Raw genomic sequence first — 22,878 nt, forward strand, 5'->3', positions numbered from 1 at the left:
AAATTTTATCGCACGTTAGCTCCGCGTGCAAGCGAGCCGGACCCTGCGGTCTCCGATGGAGATCGTCATGGCATTATCCAATCGGCCGAGCGCGGAGGAGATCGCGCTGGCTCTCGGCGGAAGAAAATACGGCAACCAATGGCTGGCATGCTGTCCTGCACATGAGGACCGCTCGCCGAGCCTGTCCTTGACCGACACCCAGGACGGCCTCGTTCTATGGCACTGCCTCGCGGGATGCTCACAGGCGGACGTGCGCGACGCCTTAGTGGCTCGCGGACTTTGGCACCGTGCTGCTGATGCCGGCCGGGCCGTCCGTTGGCCTTATGCCAGACGGGCACCCATGCCCACGTCTTCAATTCAAAATGAACGGGCGGCTCGGCTATGGGGCCAGGCTGTCGATCCGCGTGGCACGCTGGCGGAACGATATCTTCTTGGTCGCGGGCTCAGGCTGGACGATCACTTGGCAATGCGTGTGCTGCGGTTTCATGCCTCGTGTCCTTTCGGAAATGATAGGGACGGGCGGACGCTGCTCGTGCCCGCTTTGATCGCCGCCTTCAGAGGCTTCGACGATCATGAGGAGAGCGGCCCCCCGCAAGCAATCCACCGCATCGGGCTGAATTCCGACGGCAGCAAGATTGCCAAGCTGATGCTTGGCAGGGTCGGCGGCGCCGCTATCAAGATTGATGCCGATGACATGGTCGAGGCGGGGCTCGGCGTCTGCGAAGGGCTTGAGACCGGGATAGGGGTCCGCGCCACGGGCTGGGGACCCATTTGGGCGCTGGGGTCGGCCGGGGCAATCCGAGCTTTTGAGCCGATACCAGGCATCGAGGCGCTGACCATCTTCGCTGATCATGATGGGACCGGACTGGACGCGGCTCGCGCATGCGCGAGACGCTGGGCCGACGCCGGCCGAGAAGTTGAGGTTCACCTGCGCTCTGCCCCCGGAAAGGACTTCGCCGATGAGTAGTCCTGAGCAAGAGCTTGCAGCGAAGGGGATTGTCACCGAGACCTACAGGACGGGCCTACGCGGCGGGAGCGGCGGAGCCGACGGCGTTCCTCCAGCAGGTATTGGGCGAGACGACTTCTACGCCTACATGCTGGAGCACAAATACATCTTTGCGCCGACTGGAGAGGTTTGGCCTGCATCCAGCGTTGACGCACGCCTGCCCACGATTGATGGCATCAAGGCTTCCTGCTGGCTCGACCGCAACCGGCCCGTCGAGCAAATGACTTGGGCGCCCGGCCTACCCACCGAGATCAGGGGCAAGCTGATCGCCCAGGGTGGGTGGCTCGAGCGCAACGGCTGCTCCGTCTTCAACTTGTACCGGCCTCCAGCCTCCAAACGCGTCTCGGGCAACGTCAAGCCGTGGCTCGACCATCTCGAGCGCTTGTACGGAGAAGATGCAGCACACATCCTGAAATGGTGCGCGCACCGGGTGCAGCGACCGCAAGAGAAGATCAACCACGCCTTGGTGCTCGGCGGCGGCCAGGGCATTGGGAAGGACACTCTGCTGGAGCCTGTTAAGCAGGCTGTGGGCGCATGGAATTTTGCGGAGGTCTCTCCCCAGCAGGTACTGGGCCGTTTCAACGGCTTCCTGAAGTCGGTTATCCTGCGTGTCAGCGAGGCGCGAGACCTCGGCGATTTCGACCGGTTCGTCTTTTATGACCACATGAAGAGCATCACAGCCGCGCCGCCTGACGTGCTGCGGATCGACGAAAAGAACCGGCAGGAGTACTGCATCCCGAACGTCTGTGGCGTGATCATCACCTCAAACCACAAGACTGACGGCATCCACCTGCCTGCGGACGACCGCCGCCATTTCGTCGCTTGGTCAGGTCTCGAAAAAAAGGACTTCCCCGCCGAGTACTGGAACACGCTTTGGCATTGGTATCTGAACGGTGGGTTCAGCTTTGTCGCTCACCATCTTCAAAACCTCGACCTCGCTGGGTTCGATCCCAAGGCACCTCCGCCCCAAACAGATGCCTTCTTCGAAATCGTGAACTCCTCGCGCTCGCCCGAGGATGCCGAGCTGGCGGACGCGCTCGACCGGATTGCTGGCATGTCCGTCGTGAACCACTGGCCAGACGCGGTCACCTTGGAAGACGTCGCGCAGGCCACGAACCAAGCCTCATTCGCCGAATATCTCAGGGAGCGAAGAAATAGCCGCCGCATCCCTCACCGGTTCGAAGCCTGCGGCTACAGTCAGATCCGCAACCCCGACGCCGAGGACGGTCTGTGGCGCGTGAATGGGCGCCGGCAGGTTATCTATGGCCGACGCCAGCTAAGCTTCTCGGAGCGTCTCGCTGCGGCTAGGAAGCGGTAGCCTGATCAGTAAGGTCACCAATGTCAGTGAGTTTACATCTTGGTTTTTCCTTCCTCCTTTCGTTCGGTTCAAAGGCTGGAATAGAGAGATAGAAAATCACTGACATGACTGACAGGGCTGGCGCCCTCGAGCGTACCATCTTTGGAGATGGAGTATGGCGAGCCTGCCTCTATAGAGCTGCATATCGAACTACCTAACCTTTGGTGAGCATCGGACGCGATATATCGATTGCCTTTCGGCGCTTCATCCGAGCGACCGCAGCATAGCCACCGTGGGCGCCGCAGACCCGGAGCCCATACCCTGTCATCGCCAGCATGCCGCACGGTGTGCCGTCGCGCTTGGTCGCAGTGCATCTGATCCGGTTGGTTCGGCCCTTAGTGAACTGGTTCTTCATCATAGCCAGCCGCCAATGGATATTGCCGGCAGCGATGGGACGGGGGTTTGCCATTGCTCACCTATGCAGTTGGGATAGAGGCCCTTACACACAACTACTGTTGCGCTCAGGCAACAGACACCGACCTACCCGCAGTCCCATGTAGCATTGGTCAATAAGTTGCCTGCCATGACGAGATGCGCGTCCGAACCCATCCGACTATAGCTGATGCGCTACGTCCATGTGCAGCCATGGGCCCACCACAGCATTGGAAGCGCAGCGCAGGGACACGTCCCGATCAGGTATCGAAACCCACCCGCAGGCAATCTGTCCGACGCAAATATATTGATCACTAATCAGACTGGCCTTCCGTCAGCGCAGCAATGCGTAGGTCGAAAGTGCAATCTCATTTCAGGGGCATGAGCGTCTACCGAGGGCTCAAGCTGACTTCGAAGCAAAGGATCACCGCGTAGAGCCTAAATTCGTCGGGACGGCGAGACGTCGGGCTGCCTAGTGAAGAGGTTGACGCTGCGGACGAGAGCCTTATCCCGGTAGATCTTCGTGGTCATGAGGCGAGCCTCAAAGGATCTGTCCGACGCTACGACGCTAACTATTCTGGTCACGTGAGGGGCGGGCAGCAACAAGTACGCCACTAATGCCTTCTTTGACGTATCGAGATTTCCTAACACAGGGCGGTCGTAGGCAACCAATTGCCCCTCCTTAGGAGCCTTCTCGCAAGCGATCATGATCGTCAAATTGCGTCCAGATTGGCGGTGGGGGGACATCAACTTGCCGTGCAGCTCCAATGTCTCAAGATGAATGAACTCATCCACCTCTGTCCGGGTCTTTGGCTCAGCGATGTAGCTGTAAAAATAATTCCAGTCGTTGACTACCATCGCGTATTCGACCAGCTTTTCGGCGCACGCGGAAATCATCTTGTTGGGCTTTCACGGGCATTGATCGCTGTGTGTCTACCGAATGCTTTGGTCCATCAGCCGGCGTCGGCCGCAGCCAATCGCACCTGAACGCTCGCCTTCTTACCCTTCCGGCGCGGCGGCCGGCGAGATCCGAGCCGACCACTTTTGGATAGGGTGACTTCTCGGGTGCCGGTCAGAGCCACCTTCAGTTCTTCAACAATTACCTTCTCGTTGCCTGCAAAGTAAGTCGGGTACGTGCCTTCACCCAACAAAAGGGAGCAGAGAAATTCTGTATGATCCTTATAAGCGGGTCCAGATCCCGACCATCCATACCTCTCTCGGTCCTGCTTAGTTTTTCGTCTGTGCGCAGACTTCGAGAGAAATTGGAGATTGCTGGCACCATTCGCTTCTCGCTCTATGAGCCCGTTCGCTGTGCTGCTTGCGCTCCACATCCACGCCGCCAAGGGGACAACATGGTCAAGCTCATACTGGCCATCCTTAATGTCGCCGATTGAAAGACCCTGCCGCTGGAGCACAGAATAGATTGCGTCTTCCAAGGCTGATCCGCGATTGAACGCCTTGATTTTTTTGACGCTGATCCGCCGCAGCGTCCTCCCAACTCTGGTGCGCAACAACTCCACACATCTAAATACAGGATCAGCCTGACGGCGGGCGAGCAACGTAGCGTTTCTGTTCGACTTCGCGACTGGTCTCGCTCTACTACGCTTGTCGTATAACCGCATTTTCTCAGGGTAATTTTCTTTAAACTCTAACCCGCGCTTCTGATGGCAAAGCTCGCAAGACATATTGGAAACTAGATAGGAGCCGAGATGTCCGCGCTTGCATCGCTTGCCAGGCGAATATCGCGGTAGGTTCATTTTCTTGGCTTGAGCGCGGGACAGCGCTGGGCCAATAAAGGTCTCCTCCGCGTCGCATATGAAGCTACCGCAGTGGTACAGCGTTCTGCCTTCTCGGAGCGGTTGGGCGCGCTTCTTAATGGAGGTGCCACATGCACATCGGCATATCCAAAGATCGCCACGCTCATGCCTTACAACGGACAGCTTTCCAAACGCCCGTCCAACGAGGTCAATCCGTCGCTTAGCGGGAGCTTCCTTGGCCAGACAGCCACAACTTCGCGTCGGTCCACTCTTCACAAGCAAGCGCGGGCCTGCGATTAAAACGGGCTCAGATCCACAATCACATTGACATCGCCATACGGCCTTTCCGGCTCTGGACCCCGCTCGTCCCAAAATGACTAGGCGTCCGAAGCGGCGCCCCTCCAGATTGGTGACCTTAGCTTGCGCGTTGGATTTCTTTTTGCAGCTTACACACGATGTCGTTGTGCCGCCGGTCAGTCGAGAAGGTCCAGCTATAAACGTGATCCCGCAATCGCACCGACATCTCCAATGGAGCTTCCCTCTCGAATAATCCGAACAAAGGACGACACAGTTCGAGAACCGTTGACCGATCGCAATCGACGCACGTGCATTAGCCATGATGTCATTCGATTGCCCGAGAATGAACGACGGCGCAATATTTTTCGCGATGGCGCCCGGACGCGCTTCATCCATCCATAGCTACGCTTTTTATACTAACGTCTGAGGGGGTGCCAAAGGGCGGCAGCAAGAGAACGTTCGCCCAACGTGAGTATAACGTTGGAGCGAGGCGAAGCCAGTTTGGTGCGGCGCGAAACGCATTTTGGCTGTTGGATGCACTTGCCTTTCTCGGGCGTTTCCGGCGGCTCAGAAATGCGCAAAGGAGTAACGCTGCAGGCTGCAAATGCCTGCTCGGGATCACTCGAAGTTGGGGGTAGCTGCTTTTTTTGTTGTCAAGTTGCTCCCAATCAGCCGCGAGCACGATAAAATCCTACCGTGAGCAATTCATTAGGTGGTTGGACTAGACAGAGACCGCTACGTGTCGCCTTCCTCGTTCAGGACGGCGAGCAAGCGCACGCAATCTTAGACGGCGTCTTTGCCGACTGTTACGATCGGTGGGGCGGCCGCTTCAGTCTTGTCGTCCCGTGCGTTGGCGGAGAGATTGTAGGCGCCTATTGGCCGTGGTTGGAGGCCTTTGATCCTGACATCATTTACTCCTATTTGTCTCTTGCTGCTGGGAAAGTTCGCCAGTTGCACGAGCGAATTTATCCATCTGCCTACATCGAACACGAATTTGACGGCCGTTTTGATGTTCACGGATTAAAGCCGAGATATGGCTTTGACCCTCTCTGCTCACTCTCTACCCTCTTCGTGTTAGCGCGTCATAATCCAACAGCACCGTTCAAGATCTTAGACAGCTGGCACACCGAAACTCCATCGCGATTTTTCACCGATAATTTTGGTACCTATCACTATTGCAGGTCGACTGGCATGTTCCCGCCGGATGCGCGAACGGCTGGCAACCTGCTCAGCGTTGTTTCGCCGGAGCACGCTTCCCCCCGATTTGGCATTCCGCCAGACTTGGAGACGCTGAGAACAGAGCTTGAAGGATTTCAGTTTGTTGCTCAACGCCGAGCAATAAGTCTGTCACTCTCATCGACAATCTACGCACCAAAAGTAGACATTCGAGCAGGGCGTTGGAGCGGCGCGTTCAATCTTGTGGTCGGAGAGGAATTTTCCGATCGGCTCCTGTTTTGGAATGCGCGTCTACTAATACCTAGTTGGCTAGATCGCGAACTTTGTTGCTTCAGAGTTGACCCCGACCAACTTCAGGACGAAGAGTTCGTCTCGGTCCTGACTGAGTTTCTGAACCTACAAAATCACGTCAATGCTGGCTCTGGCGGTCAACCGCAATTGGTGGTTCGATCCGCTTCATTGGCAGCAGATCAGCTAAGGTGTGCGTACGACCGTATTAGGTCACTTCGCCTATGGAGCATGGTTCGCAGTGAGGCAATTACCTCTTTGGAAGACGTAGTACCGACGAAGGTCGAGCTCGAACGGGCGCAGGTAACATTTGGCGAGTTTGAATTGCGTCGGCCGAGCTGGACGCGATTTGAATGGTCGCCCCCAGACGCTCACCCGCCAGCCGTTTATCCCGACCACTTGACGGACGCCCCGCCACGTCAGTTATTCACGAACGGTCACTGGATATCGGACTTTGTCTTCGAGGATGATGGGCCGCGCCCACCCTTCAGCAATTCGAACTTTTGGATGCTTGCTCGTCGCTGGAGAGTAGCTGGCGCGTTCAAGGTAAAATATGACGCCAGCTCCCCGATCCCTCTTCACTGGGCAAGGTCAGGTCAGCTCGGAAGTCTTTCATTGCCGGTTTGTAGTCAACGTTCAATCCGAAGCATCGCGGTGCCCACGATCGAGGAGGCAGTCAGTTATGCTTTTCTTCACGATAATTCCAGGAATTTGAATTACAAAGATCCAGACCCGTACTTTTCGCCCCGCGCCTATCACTTGTCTCGCTCGAATGAAGCGCGGTATTTGTCCGGCATTCTCGGGATGACCAATGGATTGCAGCGCGCGGCGGGCTTGCTGCTTCATCCTTTCCTCCAAGAGATTTTTGCTGCGTTGGGCGGGGTAACCAATCCGTCCGGCGATAACGTGGCATCGGTGATTAGCTCTCTCAGAGAGCGCTCGCGTTTTGAGCCGGCGTTCGATTTAAAAAATGAGCAAGATATCAAGACGCTTGGAACGCTAATCGCAAAAGCAGCGAAGACCACAAAAATCCCGCGCGAGTTTATCTCCTACGCTGATCTACAACGTAGGTGGGGGGCCTATTGTGCATGGTACTGGTTCAATAATTGGCAGCCAGCTTTGAAAGAGAATGATGGTTTTCTTGATGAAGAAGGATCGCTCGACGACTGTCTTATTGAGTTTCGAAGTCGAAAGATGCTCTTCCAAGGGCACCGATGGACATGTGGACGCTGCCACCATCGCAACTGGATTGATCTCGATGGGCTGGCAGCAGAACAGACCTGCAGAATTTGCAAGGCGGCCGAGCCGACACCCGTGAATATCCGCTGGCTATTCCGGCCGAATGATTTTTTGATCGAGTGCCTAAGGGATCACAGCGTTCTTTCGTTAATATGGACGCTGTCTGCGTTGCGTCAGAGATCGCGATACTCTTTCATGTTCGTCGGGCCGACATGGTTTTGGTCGAAGAAGGATCTCGAAAGCCATGATGCAGAGGCCGATCTGCTGGTGCTGACCGATGGGAAGAGCCTTCTTTGCGAAGTAAAATCTTCTTGGAACAGTCTGCGGCGCCCTCATGTCGATAGCTTGATCGATCAGGCGCTACATCTGCGTCCGGACATTGCGATGTTGGCAGTCATGGATACACGGCAAGGCAGGCCCAAATTCCTCGATCAAGCCACGACGAAGTTGAATGACGCGGGAATTGACTTCGAGTTATTGACTACAGATAAGTTTGGACCCGAACATCGACCTTTCCTCGCCTGAATTGGTCTCGATGAGGTCAAGCATGAGGCGATGCAGATCGTGATCAAAGGAGGCGCGATCGGCTGTCAGTAAAGTTTCTGCGAACACGCAGAACAATAGACACACCGCTGGCCGAACTTTGCATGCATTGCCTGTGTCGCCGGCGCGGCCTTCACAGTTGCGGGACTGGAAGGCGTGCAGGCGGGTGGTGGCTGTAATCGGATGGGCGCTATCAGCGCATTTGTATTCCCATCATCAGCGCAGCCAGCTTGTCACCTCGCTGCGGATATTTCCGGACCTTGCCGGGCACCTTCGCACCAGCAGCCCCTCTCGCATCCTCTGCGCCGCTTCGACATCGGCTTGCCGGTGCAGGTCTGCCAGATGATAGTCTCCGGTGCGGGCCGCACGACGGGTTTCCTCGGAAAAGCCTGACAGCTATCCGCGCATGTTCCAGAAGTCGCTGACCGATACTTTTCGTGCCGAATGCGTACCGAGGATACTCGGCTCTGTATCCGGCGACCTAGATCGAAAGGTTTTTTGCTGAACTATCTTCGAGCGTGCTGATCGAGAGCGGCCCCTTTCGTGAATTGGTGTCATGGACAAGGGTTTGTAACTCGAGGCTATGTGGATGCTGTTGTTCCCAGCCCGTTTCCGATCAGTTTGTCCAATTCGGTCGAAAAGGCGGCTGCGGATCGCTCCCAAGTCAATAGCGGCTTCAATACATCTCGCATGTGAGCAGCGTCGGCGAACGCGCGTTCGCGATTGGTCAGGGCTTCATAAGACCGATCTGCCCAGTCCTTTACGATGGTCTTGCTATCGCGGCCATCAACGTCAGCGATGCAGCGATCGACAATGTTCGGACCTATTTGAGCGGAGATATCGGGCTCAAGCAGAAATTGAGCTACGCCGCTTTGAGCGGAAATTAGCACGGGAATGCCCGCCGCAATCGCCTCTAATGCAACCAAGCCAAACGCCTCGCGCTTCGATGGCATCATCACCAACGATGAACTCTTGATATCTCTAGCGATCAATCCAGCATCGGCACTGTACGCGCGGCAACGAGTAAATTCTTCCGGCGAGCTTACGCCTAGTGAGCTTAGCTCTCTATAAACGTTGTCTGGATCAAATCCGCGAAGGATAAGGAGAGGCTGGCTCTTTGACCAAGTCCAATTTGTATTCAAGTAGCGGATCACTTCGCATGCCGTACCTGCGCCTTTGAGATCTGCATCCTCAAGCCGCCCCAGAAATAAGCAAAAAGGCAGTCGGGGCACTTTCAAATCGACCCTATGGGTCAGCAGAGTGTGGTCTAGTCCCGGCAAGAGATTAAATAGCTGCACGTCATCACCGGACAGGCGGGTTGCCATTTCGGCGAAGATGCGAGGACCGACACAAACCACCAATTGCGATTTGCGGCACTGTTCCACTTGTCTATCTGCCTTGTCGCCTCCTCTGAGAGGATGTTGGCCGCTCCGTGACTTCAACGGCTCGATTTCTTCTGGCAGAGTGTGAACAAAATGAACGTACGGAACGTCTCGCGCTTCCGCGATGTGAGACGCGATAGTTCCAGTAATGTGATCATGACCAACAACTACATCTGGATGAATGCCCTTCAATGCGGAAGGATAGGCCAATAACATTCGTTCCAGATCGGTCTGCCCCGCAGCATCGCAAGCGAAAAGGCGAACCTTAGCCCGGAGCGCCTCAGCTATTTCCGAGGGCGTTGGCCTCGGCACGAGACAAATTACATCGTGGCCTAGGGAGGCCAATGCAGTACAAAACTGCCTATTTAACGTCGAAATGCCGCCGTGCCCCGAACTCCACTCCGTCGCGACCGTCAAAATAACATGAGGAGTTATAGCAACCGGGGCGGCGGTCTTATCCGGCAGAACGACTTGGATGTCCTCAGCCGCGCTGGAAACGTAGTCCAATGAGACCGCTGCCTCGACCTCAGTCTGTTGTGCTGCTCGCTTGGCGGCTTTGATCGCCTCCTTTTCGCTTCGGACTTGAGGGAGCGGTCTTAGACCAGAGATGTGAGCTATCACTTCTGCCGGATCAAGGTATCTCCATCCCTTTGCGGCGAGCTCAGCTCGCGCGTCCACAATCTTCCATCGCAACCATTCCAGATCGGGACATTTCAGGGAAAGCTCCTGCAAGGCAGCGACTGCGGCTGGTGTGCCGCGCCCCACCAGCTCTTGGACCAACGTTCTCTGCAACTCTCCGAGGCTTCCCGGCTCTTCGACAGGACGATCCTTCTCCTCGGAGGGGGCGTGGTGATGAAGCCAAGCGAATAGATCAGCAATCGCCGTCTCGGTAAGGGCTTCAGAAAAGCTGGGCGACCGATATTCGTCTAGATGCGCGATCGACCTAATCAGCTTAAAGAATAACTCACTGTCGATCTGCGATAGCGAGGCCATGTACGGCCAGAACTCAGCGGTATCTTGTCGCAGCAGCACCGATGCAGCCGAGAGCATCGTATCCACGCCATAGACACCGTCGGACGCCGGATTGGCAAGAAAGTTAAGAACGAGATCACGTGCGGGCGCATAAGCTTGGCGAACCAGAAAATCCAATATTGGGCTAACCTTCCCGTCGTGAGCCGGCAGGCTCAACATCGTGGCCCAAAGCGTTTGTCCAATGCGCTCGTCGAATGCTCCCTCGAACAGTCTGACGATGCGACGGACGTCATGCGCACTCTCTACTTTGGAAATCAGTCGCTTGACGGCGGCCAGCGCCGCATGCGGCGACGCATGATAGGCATCTGCGACAATCTCCCGCTGTGCATCATTGTCCCCTTCGCCTTCGCTAAACGAGACGCCTACGGCAACCGGCCCCCACTTCCTCCACAGCTTTTGACCGAAAGCTTCGTAGGAGCTGGGAGCGAGAGATCTGACCAATCTGATAGCGCGATACCCGGCGGCAGATGGGCGATGGAAGGTGCTAGTGCCGAGCCAAGACCAGTCAACTGGGGCGGACGTCAAATACCGCTTCCCCGCCTCGACTAGGCTGCTACGCTGTTTATCGTTCAGCAGTTTCCAGAAGGGGGACTGTGTAAGATCCGAGGTGAATTCAGGACGATACTCAAAATCTTTCAGCCGAGCAAAAAACAGAAGGTTAAGTCGCCACCACTCGTTGACGTCTTGCTCCATAGCTTGCTCAGCGCGAACAATCCTCTCCAAGACCTGCTCGGGCTGAACACTGCTCTCGGCGTTTCGTTGCCGACGTCGCCAATCGTCACGCTGCCATCTAGCATTCTCAGCATCAAGCTGCACACTATAAGCTGCGATCAGTGCATCGCTTAGATCGCCCTGCGATCGAGCAGCCTCCCAAACAAACGACAGACCATCTAATGGCTGACGAAATGTCTGATCGACGATCAGCCCTACTAAAAAGCGTCTGCGAGAGCCCTCCGTTTCCGCGCTGAGCTCATCGCATAACCAGCCAAGGTCGCGGCTCGAGACTATAGCGGGCTGGCTGCTGAAGAGCCAAGATACTTCAGCTGCGGCTGCGGCGGTCTGCCCCCTCGCAATCAGCTCATTAATTAGGGCCCGTCTCTTGTCGTCAGCAGCATCAAAATGATCACTAAATGCTTCTCTGACGTCTTCGTCGTATGACCAGAATTCACCCGAGCGGGCCGCACCGAGTAAAAACTCCGCGAGCCTCCCGCGTACGATCGGCGATACGCACGCATCGAATACCGCTCCAAGAAGTTTGACAATCAATCTATTGAAGATGTACTCGCGGTTGTCTGATCCGACAGCGGATAGCCACTCGAGCACCTGTAGTGCTTGATTTTCGTTCAGCTCCTCCAATTCGAGATCGGTGATAAACCGATAGTAGGCGCCAAAATAAGAACGGTCTTTAGGAGGGGAGAGCGCGGCGAGCAAACTCTCCATTGTGAGTTGCGCGGGCCACAGCGCCAATAGTGCATAGCCCTTCAAGTCATCATCAATGTCTTCAGGGTGATCGCGCAGCACGAAGGGCGTCAGCGCTTCCTTGGCCGATGTCGATGTCATTTTCGAAATGGCGGCGGCGGCTTGGGACCGGACGTGAAGATCCTCGGAGGAGTTTAGCGCGACTGAAACCAAGTCAGTGGCGAGGCCGACAATGTTGTTCGCCTCTGCAAGATCAATCGCCACGCGCCTGACGACCCTGTTCTTGTTCGTGGAAACGATGAACGGCCTCAGGTCGCTGGCCAAATCGGGATAGTTCAGGCTATCGTATCTAGTCCTCAGATCATGCTGGAAATCGTGAGCTTCACCTTCATCAATCTTCTTAAGAAGCTCCAGAACAAGAGTGCGCTTATCTTCGGGCGTCGCCGTCGATACATCACTACGCAGCAGAACATTAGGTTCACTGCGAGCCAGAGCACGAAACACATCGGGCATCATGCCAGCTAGCCATGCCGCGACTTCATGCAGCTGTGGCGGGATAGCCTCTGCTTCGTCACCGCCTCGGAGTAAACTGAGAGCCTCGTCTGTCGTTAGTTTGTGACAGACAAGATAGTATGCGGACAAAAATTCAGCGAAGGTCTTGTGCGACCAAGCGAATAGATCGGTCCCAAGCTTTGTGAAGAGCGACGTATGCAGAACATCAATTAACTCAAGCTCACCGACCGGAAAGCTGGCATTCAATGACGGCTCGTGGCCACCGGACAAATCTGACAAGATTGCGATACGGTTATCGGGAACGTCTGCCCGGTGGCCGATCCATATTCCCGAGCTATTTGAGAAAACTGTGCTCGCAGCAATTCGTGCAGCAACAATTAGCTTGGATTGCGCATCCAACAACCAAGTTTGTACATTGAAACGACGAGCTGCATTGGCTTCTTCGATAAGCGCAAGCAAGCCGTTCCTGTAAAGTTGAACTTGATTGCCAAAAAGCTCTCTCTGCTGCTGGTAAGCATTCACCAGCATTCGTAACGTGATCGGGCGGCTTGCAAGGGGGCCGACTTCCATCGCGTCGATTGATTGCAAAAAGCGATCGGCGTCAGCTTTTGGCAGGCTGTTCGCTACAGTGCGCGCGCTATCGCTACGGCGAAATGGCGCAAGTTCAAGGACAGAGAATTCAGCGTCATCCCAGATCGTGCGAAGCTCTTCTTCGAGGGGCGCTGGCCATTCGGCCGATCGACAGCTTAGCCGTAGCCTCAGTGTAGATGGGAGACCATCAGATTGGAGGATGGACAAGATCACGCTTGCGATCGTTTTATCGACTGGCGCGAGATTGATCAGCGCTTCGTCAATTCCATCCAGAAACACGTTCCATATTCGGTTGCTCGCGCGCCACTCAAGCGCATGCTCTGACGAGAGGAGCGCGGAGGTAAGAGCCGCTGCGGATGAGACTTGACCGAGAGAGATAAACTCGACGGCTTCGCCGCGCAGCCGAGCTGCTTCAGCCAAACGCATCATCTCAGTCGTTTTGCCAAGACCGGGAGCTCCTAAGAGAACCACGCACGATTTGTGCGCCTCATCCTCCAGTCGCTTACTAGCTAGCGATGGAAGTCCAAGATCATTCAGATCTTCCAAGTATCCATCGTCTAAAGGGATCTCCGCGTCTTTCGGAAACCAGAAGCGCTCCGATGTACCATTTTCTTCGTTCATTGGACCTAACGCACTCCAGAATAGCGATTAACAATTGCGGCAGCACAGGATGAAACTCTAGTGCCGCCCATGGACGGCAACGCAGGTGCCGTCAGGTGGTTGCCGCAGGGTGTCAATTCATGCATGGCGCGTGCGCATCCTCGGCTCGGCGTAGCTTACAGTGCCGTCTCAACTCTGTAGTCCCAGCGATGTTGTTAATGTTCGCGCAAACGCGGAACCAGCTACGCTCAATGGCGCTCCGATGTCGAATGACAGGCTCTCAACCCTTATGTTGCCGCCATGGTGCATGTGGAATGGCGCCGTGAGTGGGGCTGGATACACTAAGATCGCTCTATTGGCACCAAGCTCGCGCGCGTAGAATGAAATCTGATAGATGTCGTCGTCTGCTGGACGATCCGCTATCTTGTACTTTGTGTCCAACACAGCAATCGGCCTAGCCGTCACCTTTTCACAAAGCAGAACATCCACGCGTATCTGTATCTTAAAGCTGGCGTCGAGCTGCGCGTGATATTGAGATCGAACGACGACATCTGGAGGGCAGTTTTGCTGTAGCCACTCCGCGACGAATACCTCGAACAAGTTGGGCATCTCGAGTTCAAAGGGAATAAAGCTTCGGTCGCCAGATTTTAAGGTCGGACCTGTTTGTTCGAGAATAAATCGGCATAACCCATGCATCGGCGCGTAATCGTCATTGAGGCGATGATAAATTCTGTTCAGGCAATCTGCTGGGGCAAATGGCTTTAGAGAGATCGTGCCAGACAGAGCGCGGCGGGCACGGTCGAGTTCGGTGCGAACTGGTTCTCTCCCAAGGGCTTGCCTGCGGACGGCGTGGAGCGTCCAATTCAGGAGCTGATTTTCCACAAGGTCAGCAGTGTGTTCCTCAAATCGGCAAGGGACATTGGCGATGCCGCGCCGTGCGTTCAACAGAGCGTTCACTGGATCAATAGCGCCCCTGACATATGGCAGCGTGTCACTCTCGCTAGAGTAGCTCCGATAAAGTCCCTTTCGTGCGCGATCCAGCACTCTGCGAGCGAGTATTGACACGATCCGCTCATAAATATCATCGAGGCTTTCAACTTGAGTTTCACCGTCGAACAGCCGAAATGAGCGGAGCTTGTAAGCAAGCTCGAGCATTCCGAACAAATTAGCGATCGGCACCTTGGGATGGATGCGGATCAGAAGATCGTCCCCGATGGGAATTGATCCAATCCATCCATGCGACCGCAGTCCGATCGTATCGCCGTTTAAAATTGATGGTGGGTCGATCTCGAACTTCCGCGAATGCTTCAATCCGAGAATATCTGGATCGGTCAGCGAAGAGCGAGGCAGTCGCGCCATCTCCTCTTCCCGAATATCTATTACACGCCGCATGCCTCTGGCCTACGGATTGGACCAAGATGCAAGCAAGCCCTCGGAAAGGCTCCTCCATCGTAGTGGTTCAAGCTTGCTTGGCTGATCGTAGAAATATTCTTCGAGATAGGGCTCGATCTCGCCCTCCCAGACATCCTGAAGGGTGTCGCGAAGAGACGCGCCATCCTTTAGAAAGAAGGAAATGCCGACCTCATAGTTTCTGTCCGCAATAGCGACGTTTACAGCTTTCAGAGCGTCAACCAGTGCGGACGCGGCTAGTCCATGCCTTTCGAGCTGGCTCTGCAGAACATTGTAGTCGGGCTCCAGATGTATGAAACTAAAGCGGCGGCGAAGGGCGTGATCGACGAGAGCTATTGACCTATCCGCCGTGTTCATTGCGCCGATGATGTAAACATTGGGCGGGATGCCAAAGCGTCCTTCTTCGCCAGCAAGCGGAACGGTCTTATCTCGATATTCGAGGAGATACATCAATTCGCCAAAGATGCGCGAAAGATTTCCGCGATTGATCTCGTCGATAATCAGCACACACGGCGATCCGTCTGCCACATCCCGCGCAGCTCTACAGAACCGTAAGAACCGACCGGGTATTCTTTCGAAAAGGATTTGTCCGCCCTGCGTAACCGGACGAATTCCGTGCATAAAATCTTCGTATCCGTACGACGGGTGGAATTGCACCAGATCGACAATGCCGTGGGTGTTTGAAGTCAGGAGACGGGCGAGCCGCTCAGCTACAAATGTCTTACCAGTGCCGGGAGGTCCCTGAAAGATCAACTGCTGCTTGCGCTTCAGGCGGGTCAGCCACAGTTCAATGGTCTCTTGAGAGATGGCCGTTTCAGCGGAAAAGTCCTCTATCGTGTACTCCGGCAACTGCGGGGGGACCGAAACTGCAGCAATTGGTGTAGGAACGGACCCGCCCAGTAATTGCTCGAGCTCATCGATGAGAGCTTCGTCATCAGTAATATCGGTAAGCGTCTTCATCGAGAGTGTTCGATGGGACGCCGTCGGCCACGATCCGGAGCTCTGCCAATCAACATCGCGCACGTGGCGAAAGAACGGGCGGTCAGGCTCGAACCGATAGTCGGACTTGACCGTGCCAAATCCGATTATCTCTCGGCGTCCCTGCTTCACGAAGATCAAATCGCCGGGCGACATGTTGTGGGCAAAGTCGAGACATTGATTGGCGTTCACGAGAGATTGCGGCTGCGTTGAGACTTGATCCATTCGCGCCTTTATCGATGCCGCGTCCCGATATGAACTCAGGTCTCCTACATTGTCCCAGCCGATGGCCGCAATTCCTGTTCGATGAAATTCGCTCCAATGGCTTGCATTAGAGCCGGGCGCATACAGCCAAACGCGTGACGGTTCTCGATGTTGAATTTCGGTCGATTGTTCTCCCGGGGCGGCTAATACAACGGGTTCGTCTGATAGGCCGAGAGCCAGCCAAGCCTCAGTACCGAGGAGGTGACGCCCCGTCTGATCGGTGTAAATGCGATCGAGGAGCGCGACGAGGCTGTTAGGGGCTTCAGTAAGATAACCACCCTGACGAAGGTCTAAGTCGGCTTCATAGAACAAGTTGGAATGCGTACGCCGAATTTCGCTAAGGCGGTTTCGGACGTGGGGATCGCTTAAGAATTCACGGGTCAACGGGGGTGCGATCTGCGTGAAATCGCGCAGCGGAATACGATAACAGTCCGCGCCGGCCCAAGCGGTTCCCTCGACGCCAATGAAATCGGTTTTGGCAAAGCCATCAGCGACGGATATTCCCGTGAAGGCTGAGTTGTCCGTGAGGTGCAGGATGAAATCGTTGGGTTGGACCAGCCGCATATTTCTATAAATGTCGGCGCCATTCGCTGCACGAAGTGGCGACCATAAGGCTTGGCCTAACGCGTGTGCACCTCTGGTTCGATCGATCCGACCTTCTACCAACGATTTTTCGATCCAGACGGCAGGGTGATCGCGAGTAAGAAGCCGCCAAGTGCCATGCTGAGAATTGTCGATTACGCCAGCCTCCACCAGCTTGAGCCGCGAATAGCGAACGCGATTTTGCCAGTGGTTCTCGTTGGAGTTCTCCATCAACTTGGAGCGAAGACGCTCGGGAAGATCGAACCGATCGGCGAGATCCCTGTACGCTTCAGCAGGCTCTACAGGCGTAGGGGCTTTGGCTATGAGAAGATCGTGGAGAGCGGCTCTTACCTCGCTTTCCGAAGGTAGCCGCAGGGGCTCGATCCGAAATCCAAGCTTGCGAAGATAATTGTTTGCCTCTGGGCCTCCACTGAAATCGGAGCTCGGCACTCCGGTGGCTGCAGAGACGATCTCCTTAACGGGGTATAGGAGACCATTCCTCGCTATAGCGTGTTTGAAGTTACCGTTCTGTTCCCAGTCCTGCCATTTCGGCAGGGTACGATCCTCGCGGTCAAATTGAATGAGCGCGTCCTCGATGCGCTCAGGAGTGACCTCGGGCAGTGGCATTCCTCACCTCAGTTGCATGCGTGCATAGTCATGACGCTTAGTTGCATCTTGCTGCAACAATCTCCCCGATGGCAATGCAGCCGAGGGCCCTGCTACCAAAGTATATTCCTCGCCGTGTCCTCGCCCCACCGGTCACATGTATCGCGCACACGCGCCATTCGATTGCTCCCTTGGGCGGGTTAAAGCGGAGTGAGGATCGTCAGCTCCCCCTTCATCATCGTGCAAACAGATGCAGACAGACCCTTGCTGTTCGCTCGTGCTGAACGTCGCGACGAGCAATGAGCCTCGTTGGGGCGCTAATCGCGGCAGAGGTCAATCTCACGTCGCTATTTGAACTCCGCGCGTCGAGCGCTTGCTATGGGGGGCGGTTTTAGATGGCTTGAGGCCAAACCGGCTCTGCACACGCTCGACTGGGCTGAGCCAGCTCAATCGCCTCAGGAAGTCTAGCTGCGCAAAAATTTGCCGGGAGGCGTTGCGGGCGTTCGCCGCGAGTTCTTCGGGGTATGGCAGGGGGAGGACGCACGACATTGGGTAGGCCGCCGTGCTGTCATGGTGCTGTCAGGGGCGCCTGCGGCCTTGAAGCTCGGTCCCTAACCCATTGAAAAACATGGTGGGCGCACAAGGGATCGAACCTTGGACCTCTCCCGTGTGAAGGGAACGCTCTCCCGCTGAGCTATGCGCCCGGGACCATCATGCAGGCGGCCGGACTTTTCGGCCGGCCGGCGCATCGGAGCCCGCGATTTAGAAGTGCGGGCTATCAGTGTCAAGTTTTCAGGCGGCCTGGGGCCGGAAAACCTTATCTCGGTTGCTCAAATCGGCGGCGGGGCCGGATTTTAGGCCGCTTACGTGCCCTGCTGGCGGGCACGGGAGGCGTGGGCCTGGAGCGCGCGGATGCGCTCGGCCAGCGTTCCGCCGCCCTCGGGGAGGGGGCTTGCTGCGCCATTGCTGGCGACGCCGTTGGCCGGGCGCGGCGCGGGCCTCGGCGGCTGGCCGGCCTCGGCCGCCAGCAGCGCCTCGATCGGCGAGTTCGGGCCCTCGAGCTGCATCGCGAGTTTTGCCACTTCCGCGGCGATGTCGTTGATGCGCTCGCGCAACAGCGCGTTCTCCATGCGCTCGGTCGCCCAGGAGCTCTCGGCCTGCTGCTGGATCGCGTTGATGTCGCGCTGGAGCTTCGCGCGCTCGTCGCGGGCGGTGCGCAGCTGTTCTTCCAGCGCGGCCTTCTCGGTGCGCAGCGTCTCCATCGCGGCCGACGATTTGCCGCCGCTCAATGCAGCGATCTCGACACGCAGCTCCTTGATGGTGCGCTCGGAGCCCTCGTTGGTCTGGCGCAGCTGGTTGTTCTCATAGTCGCGCTCGGCGAGCAGCTTGCCCTGGGTGGCGAGGCGGCCTTCGAGATCGGCGACGCGCCCCGACAGCATCTCGGCTTCCTTCACCTGCACGATCAGCTGGCGATCGAGGTCGGTGACGCGCTGGCTCAGGCTCTCGACGCGGCCACGCGCGTCGCCGAGCTCGCGCGAGACGGTCTCCGATTCCGAGCGCTCCTGCGTCAGGCGGGCCTGCGTCGCGGCAAATTCCTTCTCGGCATCGCCGACGCGGTTCTTCAGTTCCTCGATCTGGGCCCGCACCGCGACCAGCTCGACCTGGCGCGTCTCCGCCATCATCGAGCGGTCCGACAGTTCGGAGTTGATCTTGGCGAGCTCGCCCTGCTTGTTGCTCAGCGCGATCTCGGCCTCGCGCAGCGCCTCGGTCTTGGCGCTGAACTCCTCCTCGGTGGCGCGCAGCTGTTCCTTCACCGCTTTCTCGCGCGCCTCGAGCGCGAAGATCGTCGCGTTCTTCTCACCGAGCTCGATCTTCATGCGGTTGATGGCGTCGCTCTTCTTGCCGAGCTCGGCAAGCTGGCTCGTGGTCTTGTTCTTGAGCTGGTCGACGCTCATCTCCAGCCGGCGCGCCGACATGGCGAACTCGGCGCGGAGCTGGTCCTTGTCGGCCTGGATCTCCGCCATCGACAAGGGCGTCGCCGCCTCGAGCCGTCGCGTGGTCAGGCGCACCGCGCGGTTATGCACCAGCGGCACGATGGCGAGCCCGCACAGCATCGACAGCAGGAAACCGATCGCCAGGTACATGATCGGTTCGACCATGGTTCAGAGCTCCGACAGACAAGGAAAAATTTACCAAAGACAATGCATGGCGGGCCGGCAAAAAGCCAGCCCCGCCCTGTTGTTAACGTGAATCCTCAACGGGATCGGAGGAGAGAACCCTAGAACGGGTTCCAGGTCGCCCGCGGCGTATATTTGAGATAGCCGATATTGGCGCCGAGGCGTAAGCCCAGGCCGGAGCGGATCGGCACCAGCACGATGTTGTTGGCGGTGAGCGCCGTCATGCCGAAGCCGCCGATGATGTAGGCCGAGCCGTCGATGCCGGCGAAGCGCTGGTAGATCGCGTTGGTGGCGGGCAGGTTATAGACCAGCGTCATGGTGCGCGCGCCGTCGCCGCCCCAGTCGAAACCGAGCGAGGGACCTTGCCAGTAGACGCGCAGGTCGCCGGCGTTCTTGGTGTAGAGCGTGCCTTCGCCGTAGCGGAGGCCGGCGACGAAGGCGCCGGAGCCTTCCTCGCCGAGGATATAGCCGTTCGGCAGGCCCCATTGGCTGACCGCCTTCTCGATGATCGAGGCGAGCCCGCGCGACACATTGCCGAAGAAGCGGTGGCCGGCGGTGACAAGCTCGTCCGGACCGTAGGTATTGGGAGTCGGGGTCCGCTGCGGCGGCGGCAGGTCCGGCGGCGGCGCGGCCGTCTGGGCGGAGACCGGCACGGTCCAGCCAGCCAGCGCGATGAGCGCCACTGCGGCAAGGCGTGATGCGAAAGTCATAAAAGAACCCCTGGTATCGATCCCGGTCCGCTTCCCTTAACCTGATGCTATTAGGCACGGCTCTAGGTTGCGCCGGATGTCCCCTCGACTCGGATGTTATCCGCAGCAACTATGACGGCACAACGGCAGGAAGATAGCCCTTTGCGCCCCGGAATTGCCTTGATCGGCCGTCTGGTCTGCCTGTTGGCGGGCATTTGGCTCGGCCTGTCCTGGTTGCCTGCACGGGCTGCCACCACCGAGCGCATCGTCGTCAATCGCTTCTCCGGCGTCGCCATCGAGGGCTTCGACCCCGTGGCCTATTTCGTCGATGGCGGAGCCGAGCAGGGGACGGCGGAGTTCGAGGCCAATCTCTGGGGCGCGGTCTGGCGCTTCCGCAATGAGGGCAACCGGGCGGAGTTCCTGTCCCATCCCGAGATCTATGGACCGCAGTTCGGCGGCTATGATCCCGTCGACATCGCCCGCGGCGTCACCGTCGCCGGCAATCCCCGCTTCTTCGTGATCTCGGCACAGCGGCTTTATCTGTTCAGCCGGGAACATAATCGCGACGCCTTCGCCGCCGACCCCGAACGCTTCCTGTATGAGGTGGGCAAGCGCTGGCCGGCGCTGCAGGACAAGCTCAGTCAGTAGGTCGCTACCGCTTCGGCGTCGCCCCAGGCGATGAAATCAGGGATGATGAAACCGGTGTCGCCCCGTTCGCCGAACCTGATTTCGCCGCCTTTGCCGTCGGTGACCTTGCCGCCGGCCGCGGTCACCACCGCGCAGCCCGCTCCCACGTCCCATTCACAAGTCGGCCCGAAGCGGGGGTAGATGTCGGCACTGCCCTCCGCGATCCGACCGAACTTCACGGCCGAGCCACAGGTCTTTCTGACGGCGTTGGGCCTGTTGTCGATGAAAGCTTCGCTTTTGGGGTCGCCGTGCGAACGGCTCACCGCCGCGATCCAGGGCTCGCCATGCCCGGGCAGCTTGCGGGTCCGGATCGGCTCGGCGGCGCCGATGGTGGTGCCGGCAAATGTCACGCGCTGGGCGCCGCGGCCGACGATGCCGCGCCAGAGCACCCCGAGCGCGGGCGCGCTGACGATTCCGAGCAGCGGCACGCCCTCGGTGATCAGAGCGAGGTTGACGGTGAATTCGTCGCGGCCGGCGACGAATTCCTTGGTGCCGTCGAGTGGATCGATCAGGAAGAAGCTGCCGCAAAATGGCGGCGAGGCGAGATGGGTCCGCTCTTCCGAGAGCGTCGGCACGTCGTTCGCGAGCCGGGCGAGGCCTTCGGCAATGATCCGGTCGGCGGCGAGGTCTGCCTCGGTGACAGGCGAGCCGTCCTGCTTGCCATCGACCCGCATCGCTCCGCGATTGACGCCAAGGATCGCCTCGCCGGCCTGCACCACCAGCGCGGTCAGGGGCTCCATCAGCCGGTCAGCGGCCTCGCCGTCGATGTTCCTCACCCGCATGCCTCATTCATCGGCAAGTCCTGTTCATCGGCAAGTCTTGTGGCAAGTCTTGCCCCTCTTCACGTGATTCGCCCGTGTCCCCTTATGGCCGCTTCGAACCTATCGCAAGCTTCCTGCCACGGGCTGGCGAATGATAGAACCCGCAGCGACAGTCCAAGCCATGCGTGATTCGCCGCGTCCGCGCCGTGCAATTCCAGGAACCCTTTATGTCTGACGCTCCGTCACCCGCTACCGCTTCTGCTCCCGATATGCTCGAACTCGCGGCCCTTTTGTGCTCGCGGGTCTGTCATGATCTCATCAGCCCGGTCGGCGCCATCGTCAATGGGCTTGAAGTGCTCGATGACGATCCCAAGCCCGAGGATCGCGAATTCGCGCTCGACCTGATCCGCAAGAGTGCCAAGACCGCCTCCGCCCGCCTGCAATTCTGTCGTCTCGCCTTCGGCGCGGCCGGCTCCTCCGGCGCGCAGATCGACCTCGGCGATGCCCAGACCATGGCCAAGGGCCACATCGAGGACGGCAAGTGCACGATCACGTGGAATCTGCCGCGACTGCTGCTGCCGAAGAATCGCGTCAAGCTGCTGCTCAATATGCTGGTCGTCTCCCAGCACACGATCCCGCGCGGCGGCATGCTGACAGTCGATGCGATCGGCGAAGGCGAGACGATGAGCTTCCGCATCACCGCGACCGGACACAACGCGCGCCTGCCGCAGAACATCTCCGAGCTGCTGAGCGGCGAGCGTGGCCCGGCAGCCGACGCTCACGCGATCCAGCCTTATTACACGCGGCTACTGGCGCAGGCCTGCGGGCTCACCGTGACGCTCAAGCTGGAGGGCGAAGCCGTCATCGTTACCGCTTCGTAAACGCGCGTATCGCCCTTAGACGTTAATCTATCCTTTACGAGGCGCTTCGGCTTGTCCGGAGCGCCTTATCTCTTTGTTGGTTCCGTTCTTTTGCACATACTCAACCAATATTAAACGCTTTGCGGTGAAGCTGGCCCCATTCCGATCTGGCGCATCACGTCTCGTGCGCGCCCTCCCTGTATGAAGGCCTGTTTTCATGGATGATCTGTTGCGGGAGTTTCTGACGGAGACCAGCGAGAGCCTGGACACCGTCGACAATCAGCTGGTGAAG

At 57.6% G+C, this 22,878-nt stretch carries 12 protein-coding genes and 1 tRNA gene; 5 read left to right on the forward strand and 8 right to left on the reverse strand.

Annotation, left to right across the window (positions count from 1 at the left end):
- Positions 1–67: 67 nt before the first annotated feature.
- Both L6639_RS34380 and L6639_RS34385 read left to right on the forward strand, forming a co-directional pair.
- Positions 68–967, forward strand: coding sequence for a DUF7146 domain-containing protein (locus L6639_RS34380; RefSeq protein WP_237866047.1), 900 nt, complete (start codon positions 68–70; stop codon positions 965–967).
- Positions 960–2,324, forward strand: coding sequence for a primase-helicase family protein (locus tag L6639_RS34385; protein WP_237866048.1), 1,365 nt, complete (start codon positions 960–962; stop codon positions 2,322–2,324). Before L6639_RS34380 ends, L6639_RS34385 begins: the two co-directional genes overlap by 8 nt.
- Positions 2,325–3,688: 1,364 nt before the next feature.
- Here L6639_RS34385 and L6639_RS34390 read toward each other — a convergent pair.
- The gene (locus L6639_RS34390; RefSeq protein WP_237866049.1) at positions 3,689–4,294 is read right to left on the reverse strand and encodes a hypothetical protein; all 606 of its coding nucleotides are present in this window, start codon (positions 4,292–4,294) and stop codon (positions 3,689–3,691) included.
- 1,380 nt (positions 4,295–5,674) lie between these two features.
- Between L6639_RS34390 and L6639_RS34395 the strand changes: the two genes are divergently transcribed.
- Positions 5,675–8,017, forward strand: coding sequence for a hypothetical protein (locus L6639_RS34395; RefSeq protein ID WP_237866050.1), 2,343 nt, complete (start codon positions 5,675–5,677; stop codon positions 8,015–8,017).
- 599 nt (positions 8,018–8,616) lie between these two features.
- Here the strand turns inward: L6639_RS34395 and L6639_RS34400 are convergent.
- The 6 genes from L6639_RS34400 to L6639_RS34425 form a co-directional block, all read right to left on the reverse strand.
- Positions 8,617–13,593, reverse strand: a complete 4,977-nt coding sequence (locus tag L6639_RS34400; RefSeq protein WP_237866051.1) for a glycosyltransferase — start codon at positions 13,591–13,593, stop codon at positions 8,617–8,619.
- A 168-nt stretch (positions 13,594–13,761) separates the two neighbouring features.
- The gene (locus L6639_RS34405) at positions 13,762–14,931 is read right to left on the reverse strand and encodes an McrC family protein (RefSeq protein WP_237866052.1); all 1,170 of its coding nucleotides are present in this window, start codon (positions 14,929–14,931) and stop codon (positions 13,762–13,764) included.
- Between the two features lie 42 nt (positions 14,932–14,973).
- Positions 14,974–17,433 (reverse strand): AAA family ATPase, encoded by a 2,460-nt coding sequence (locus L6639_RS34410; protein WP_237866053.1) that lies wholly within the window; start codon positions 17,431–17,433, stop codon positions 14,974–14,976.
- Between the two features lie 608 nt (positions 17,434–18,041).
- Positions 18,042–18,116 (reverse strand) — tRNA-Val (locus L6639_RS34415).
- A 159-nt stretch (positions 18,117–18,275) separates the two neighbouring features.
- On the reverse strand, positions 18,276–19,571 hold the full coding sequence (locus L6639_RS34420) for a coiled-coil domain-containing protein (RefSeq protein WP_237866054.1): 1,296 nt from the start codon (positions 19,569–19,571) through the stop codon (positions 18,276–18,278).
- Positions 19,572–19,690: 119 nt separating this feature from the next.
- Positions 19,691–20,299, reverse strand: a complete 609-nt coding sequence (locus tag L6639_RS34425) for a DUF1134 domain-containing protein (RefSeq protein ID WP_237866055.1) — start codon at positions 20,297–20,299, stop codon at positions 19,691–19,693.
- Positions 20,300–20,440: 141 nt separating this feature from the next.
- Here L6639_RS34425 and L6639_RS34430 point away from each other — a divergent pair, with 141 nt between their 5' ends.
- On the forward strand, positions 20,441–20,926 hold the full coding sequence (locus L6639_RS34430; protein ID WP_237866056.1) for a YHS domain-containing (seleno)protein: 486 nt from the start codon (positions 20,441–20,443) through the stop codon (positions 20,924–20,926).
- Here L6639_RS34430 and L6639_RS34435 read toward each other — a convergent pair.
- The gene (locus tag L6639_RS34435) at positions 20,920–21,747 is read right to left on the reverse strand and encodes a 3'(2'),5'-bisphosphate nucleotidase CysQ family protein (RefSeq protein WP_237866057.1); all 828 of its coding nucleotides are present in this window, start codon (positions 21,745–21,747) and stop codon (positions 20,920–20,922) included. The genes L6639_RS34430 and L6639_RS34435 overlap by 7 nt on opposite strands.
- 206 nt (positions 21,748–21,953) lie before the next feature.
- Between L6639_RS34435 and chpT the strand changes: the two genes are divergently transcribed.
- Positions 21,954–22,607, forward strand: a complete 654-nt coding sequence (gene chpT, locus L6639_RS34440; protein WP_237866058.1) for a histidine phosphotransferase ChpT — start codon at positions 21,954–21,956, stop codon at positions 22,605–22,607.
- The last annotated feature ends 271 nt before the right edge of the window (positions 22,608–22,878 follow it).

Source organism: Bradyrhizobium zhengyangense, from assembly GCF_022012555.1.
GTDB lineage: Bacteria > Pseudomonadota > Alphaproteobacteria > Rhizobiales > Xanthobacteraceae > Bradyrhizobium > Bradyrhizobium zhengyangense.

Coding starts and splice junctions, on each gene's coding strand:
- L6639_RS34425 (WP_237866055.1), bottom strand. CDS start 20,299: ATGACTTTCGCATCACGCCTTGCCGCAGTGGCGCTCATCGCGCTGGCT.
- L6639_RS34380 (WP_237866047.1), top strand. CDS start 68: ATGGCATTATCCAATCGGCCGAGCGCGGAGGAGATCGCGCTGGCTCTC.
- L6639_RS34405 (WP_237866052.1), bottom strand. CDS start 14,931: ATGGCGCGACTGCCTCGCTCTTCGCTGACCGATCCAGATATTCTCGGA.
- L6639_RS34400 (WP_237866051.1), bottom strand. CDS start 13,593: ATGAACGAAGAAAATGGTACATCGGAGCGCTTCTGGTTTCCGAAAGAC.
- L6639_RS34410 (WP_237866053.1), bottom strand. CDS start 17,433: ATGCCACTGCCCGAGGTCACTCCTGAGCGCATCGAGGACGCGCTCATT.
- L6639_RS34420 (WP_237866054.1), bottom strand. CDS start 19,571: ATGGTCGAACCGATCATGTACCTGGCGATCGGTTTCCTGCTGTCGATG.
- chpT (WP_237866058.1), top strand. CDS start 21,954: ATGTCTGACGCTCCGTCACCCGCTACCGCTTCTGCTCCCGATATGCTC.
- L6639_RS34385 (WP_237866048.1), top strand. CDS start 960: ATGAGTAGTCCTGAGCAAGAGCTTGCAGCGAAGGGGATTGTCACCGAG.
- L6639_RS34435 (WP_237866057.1), bottom strand. CDS start 21,747: ATGCGGGTGAGGAACATCGACGGCGAGGCCGCTGACCGGCTGATGGAG.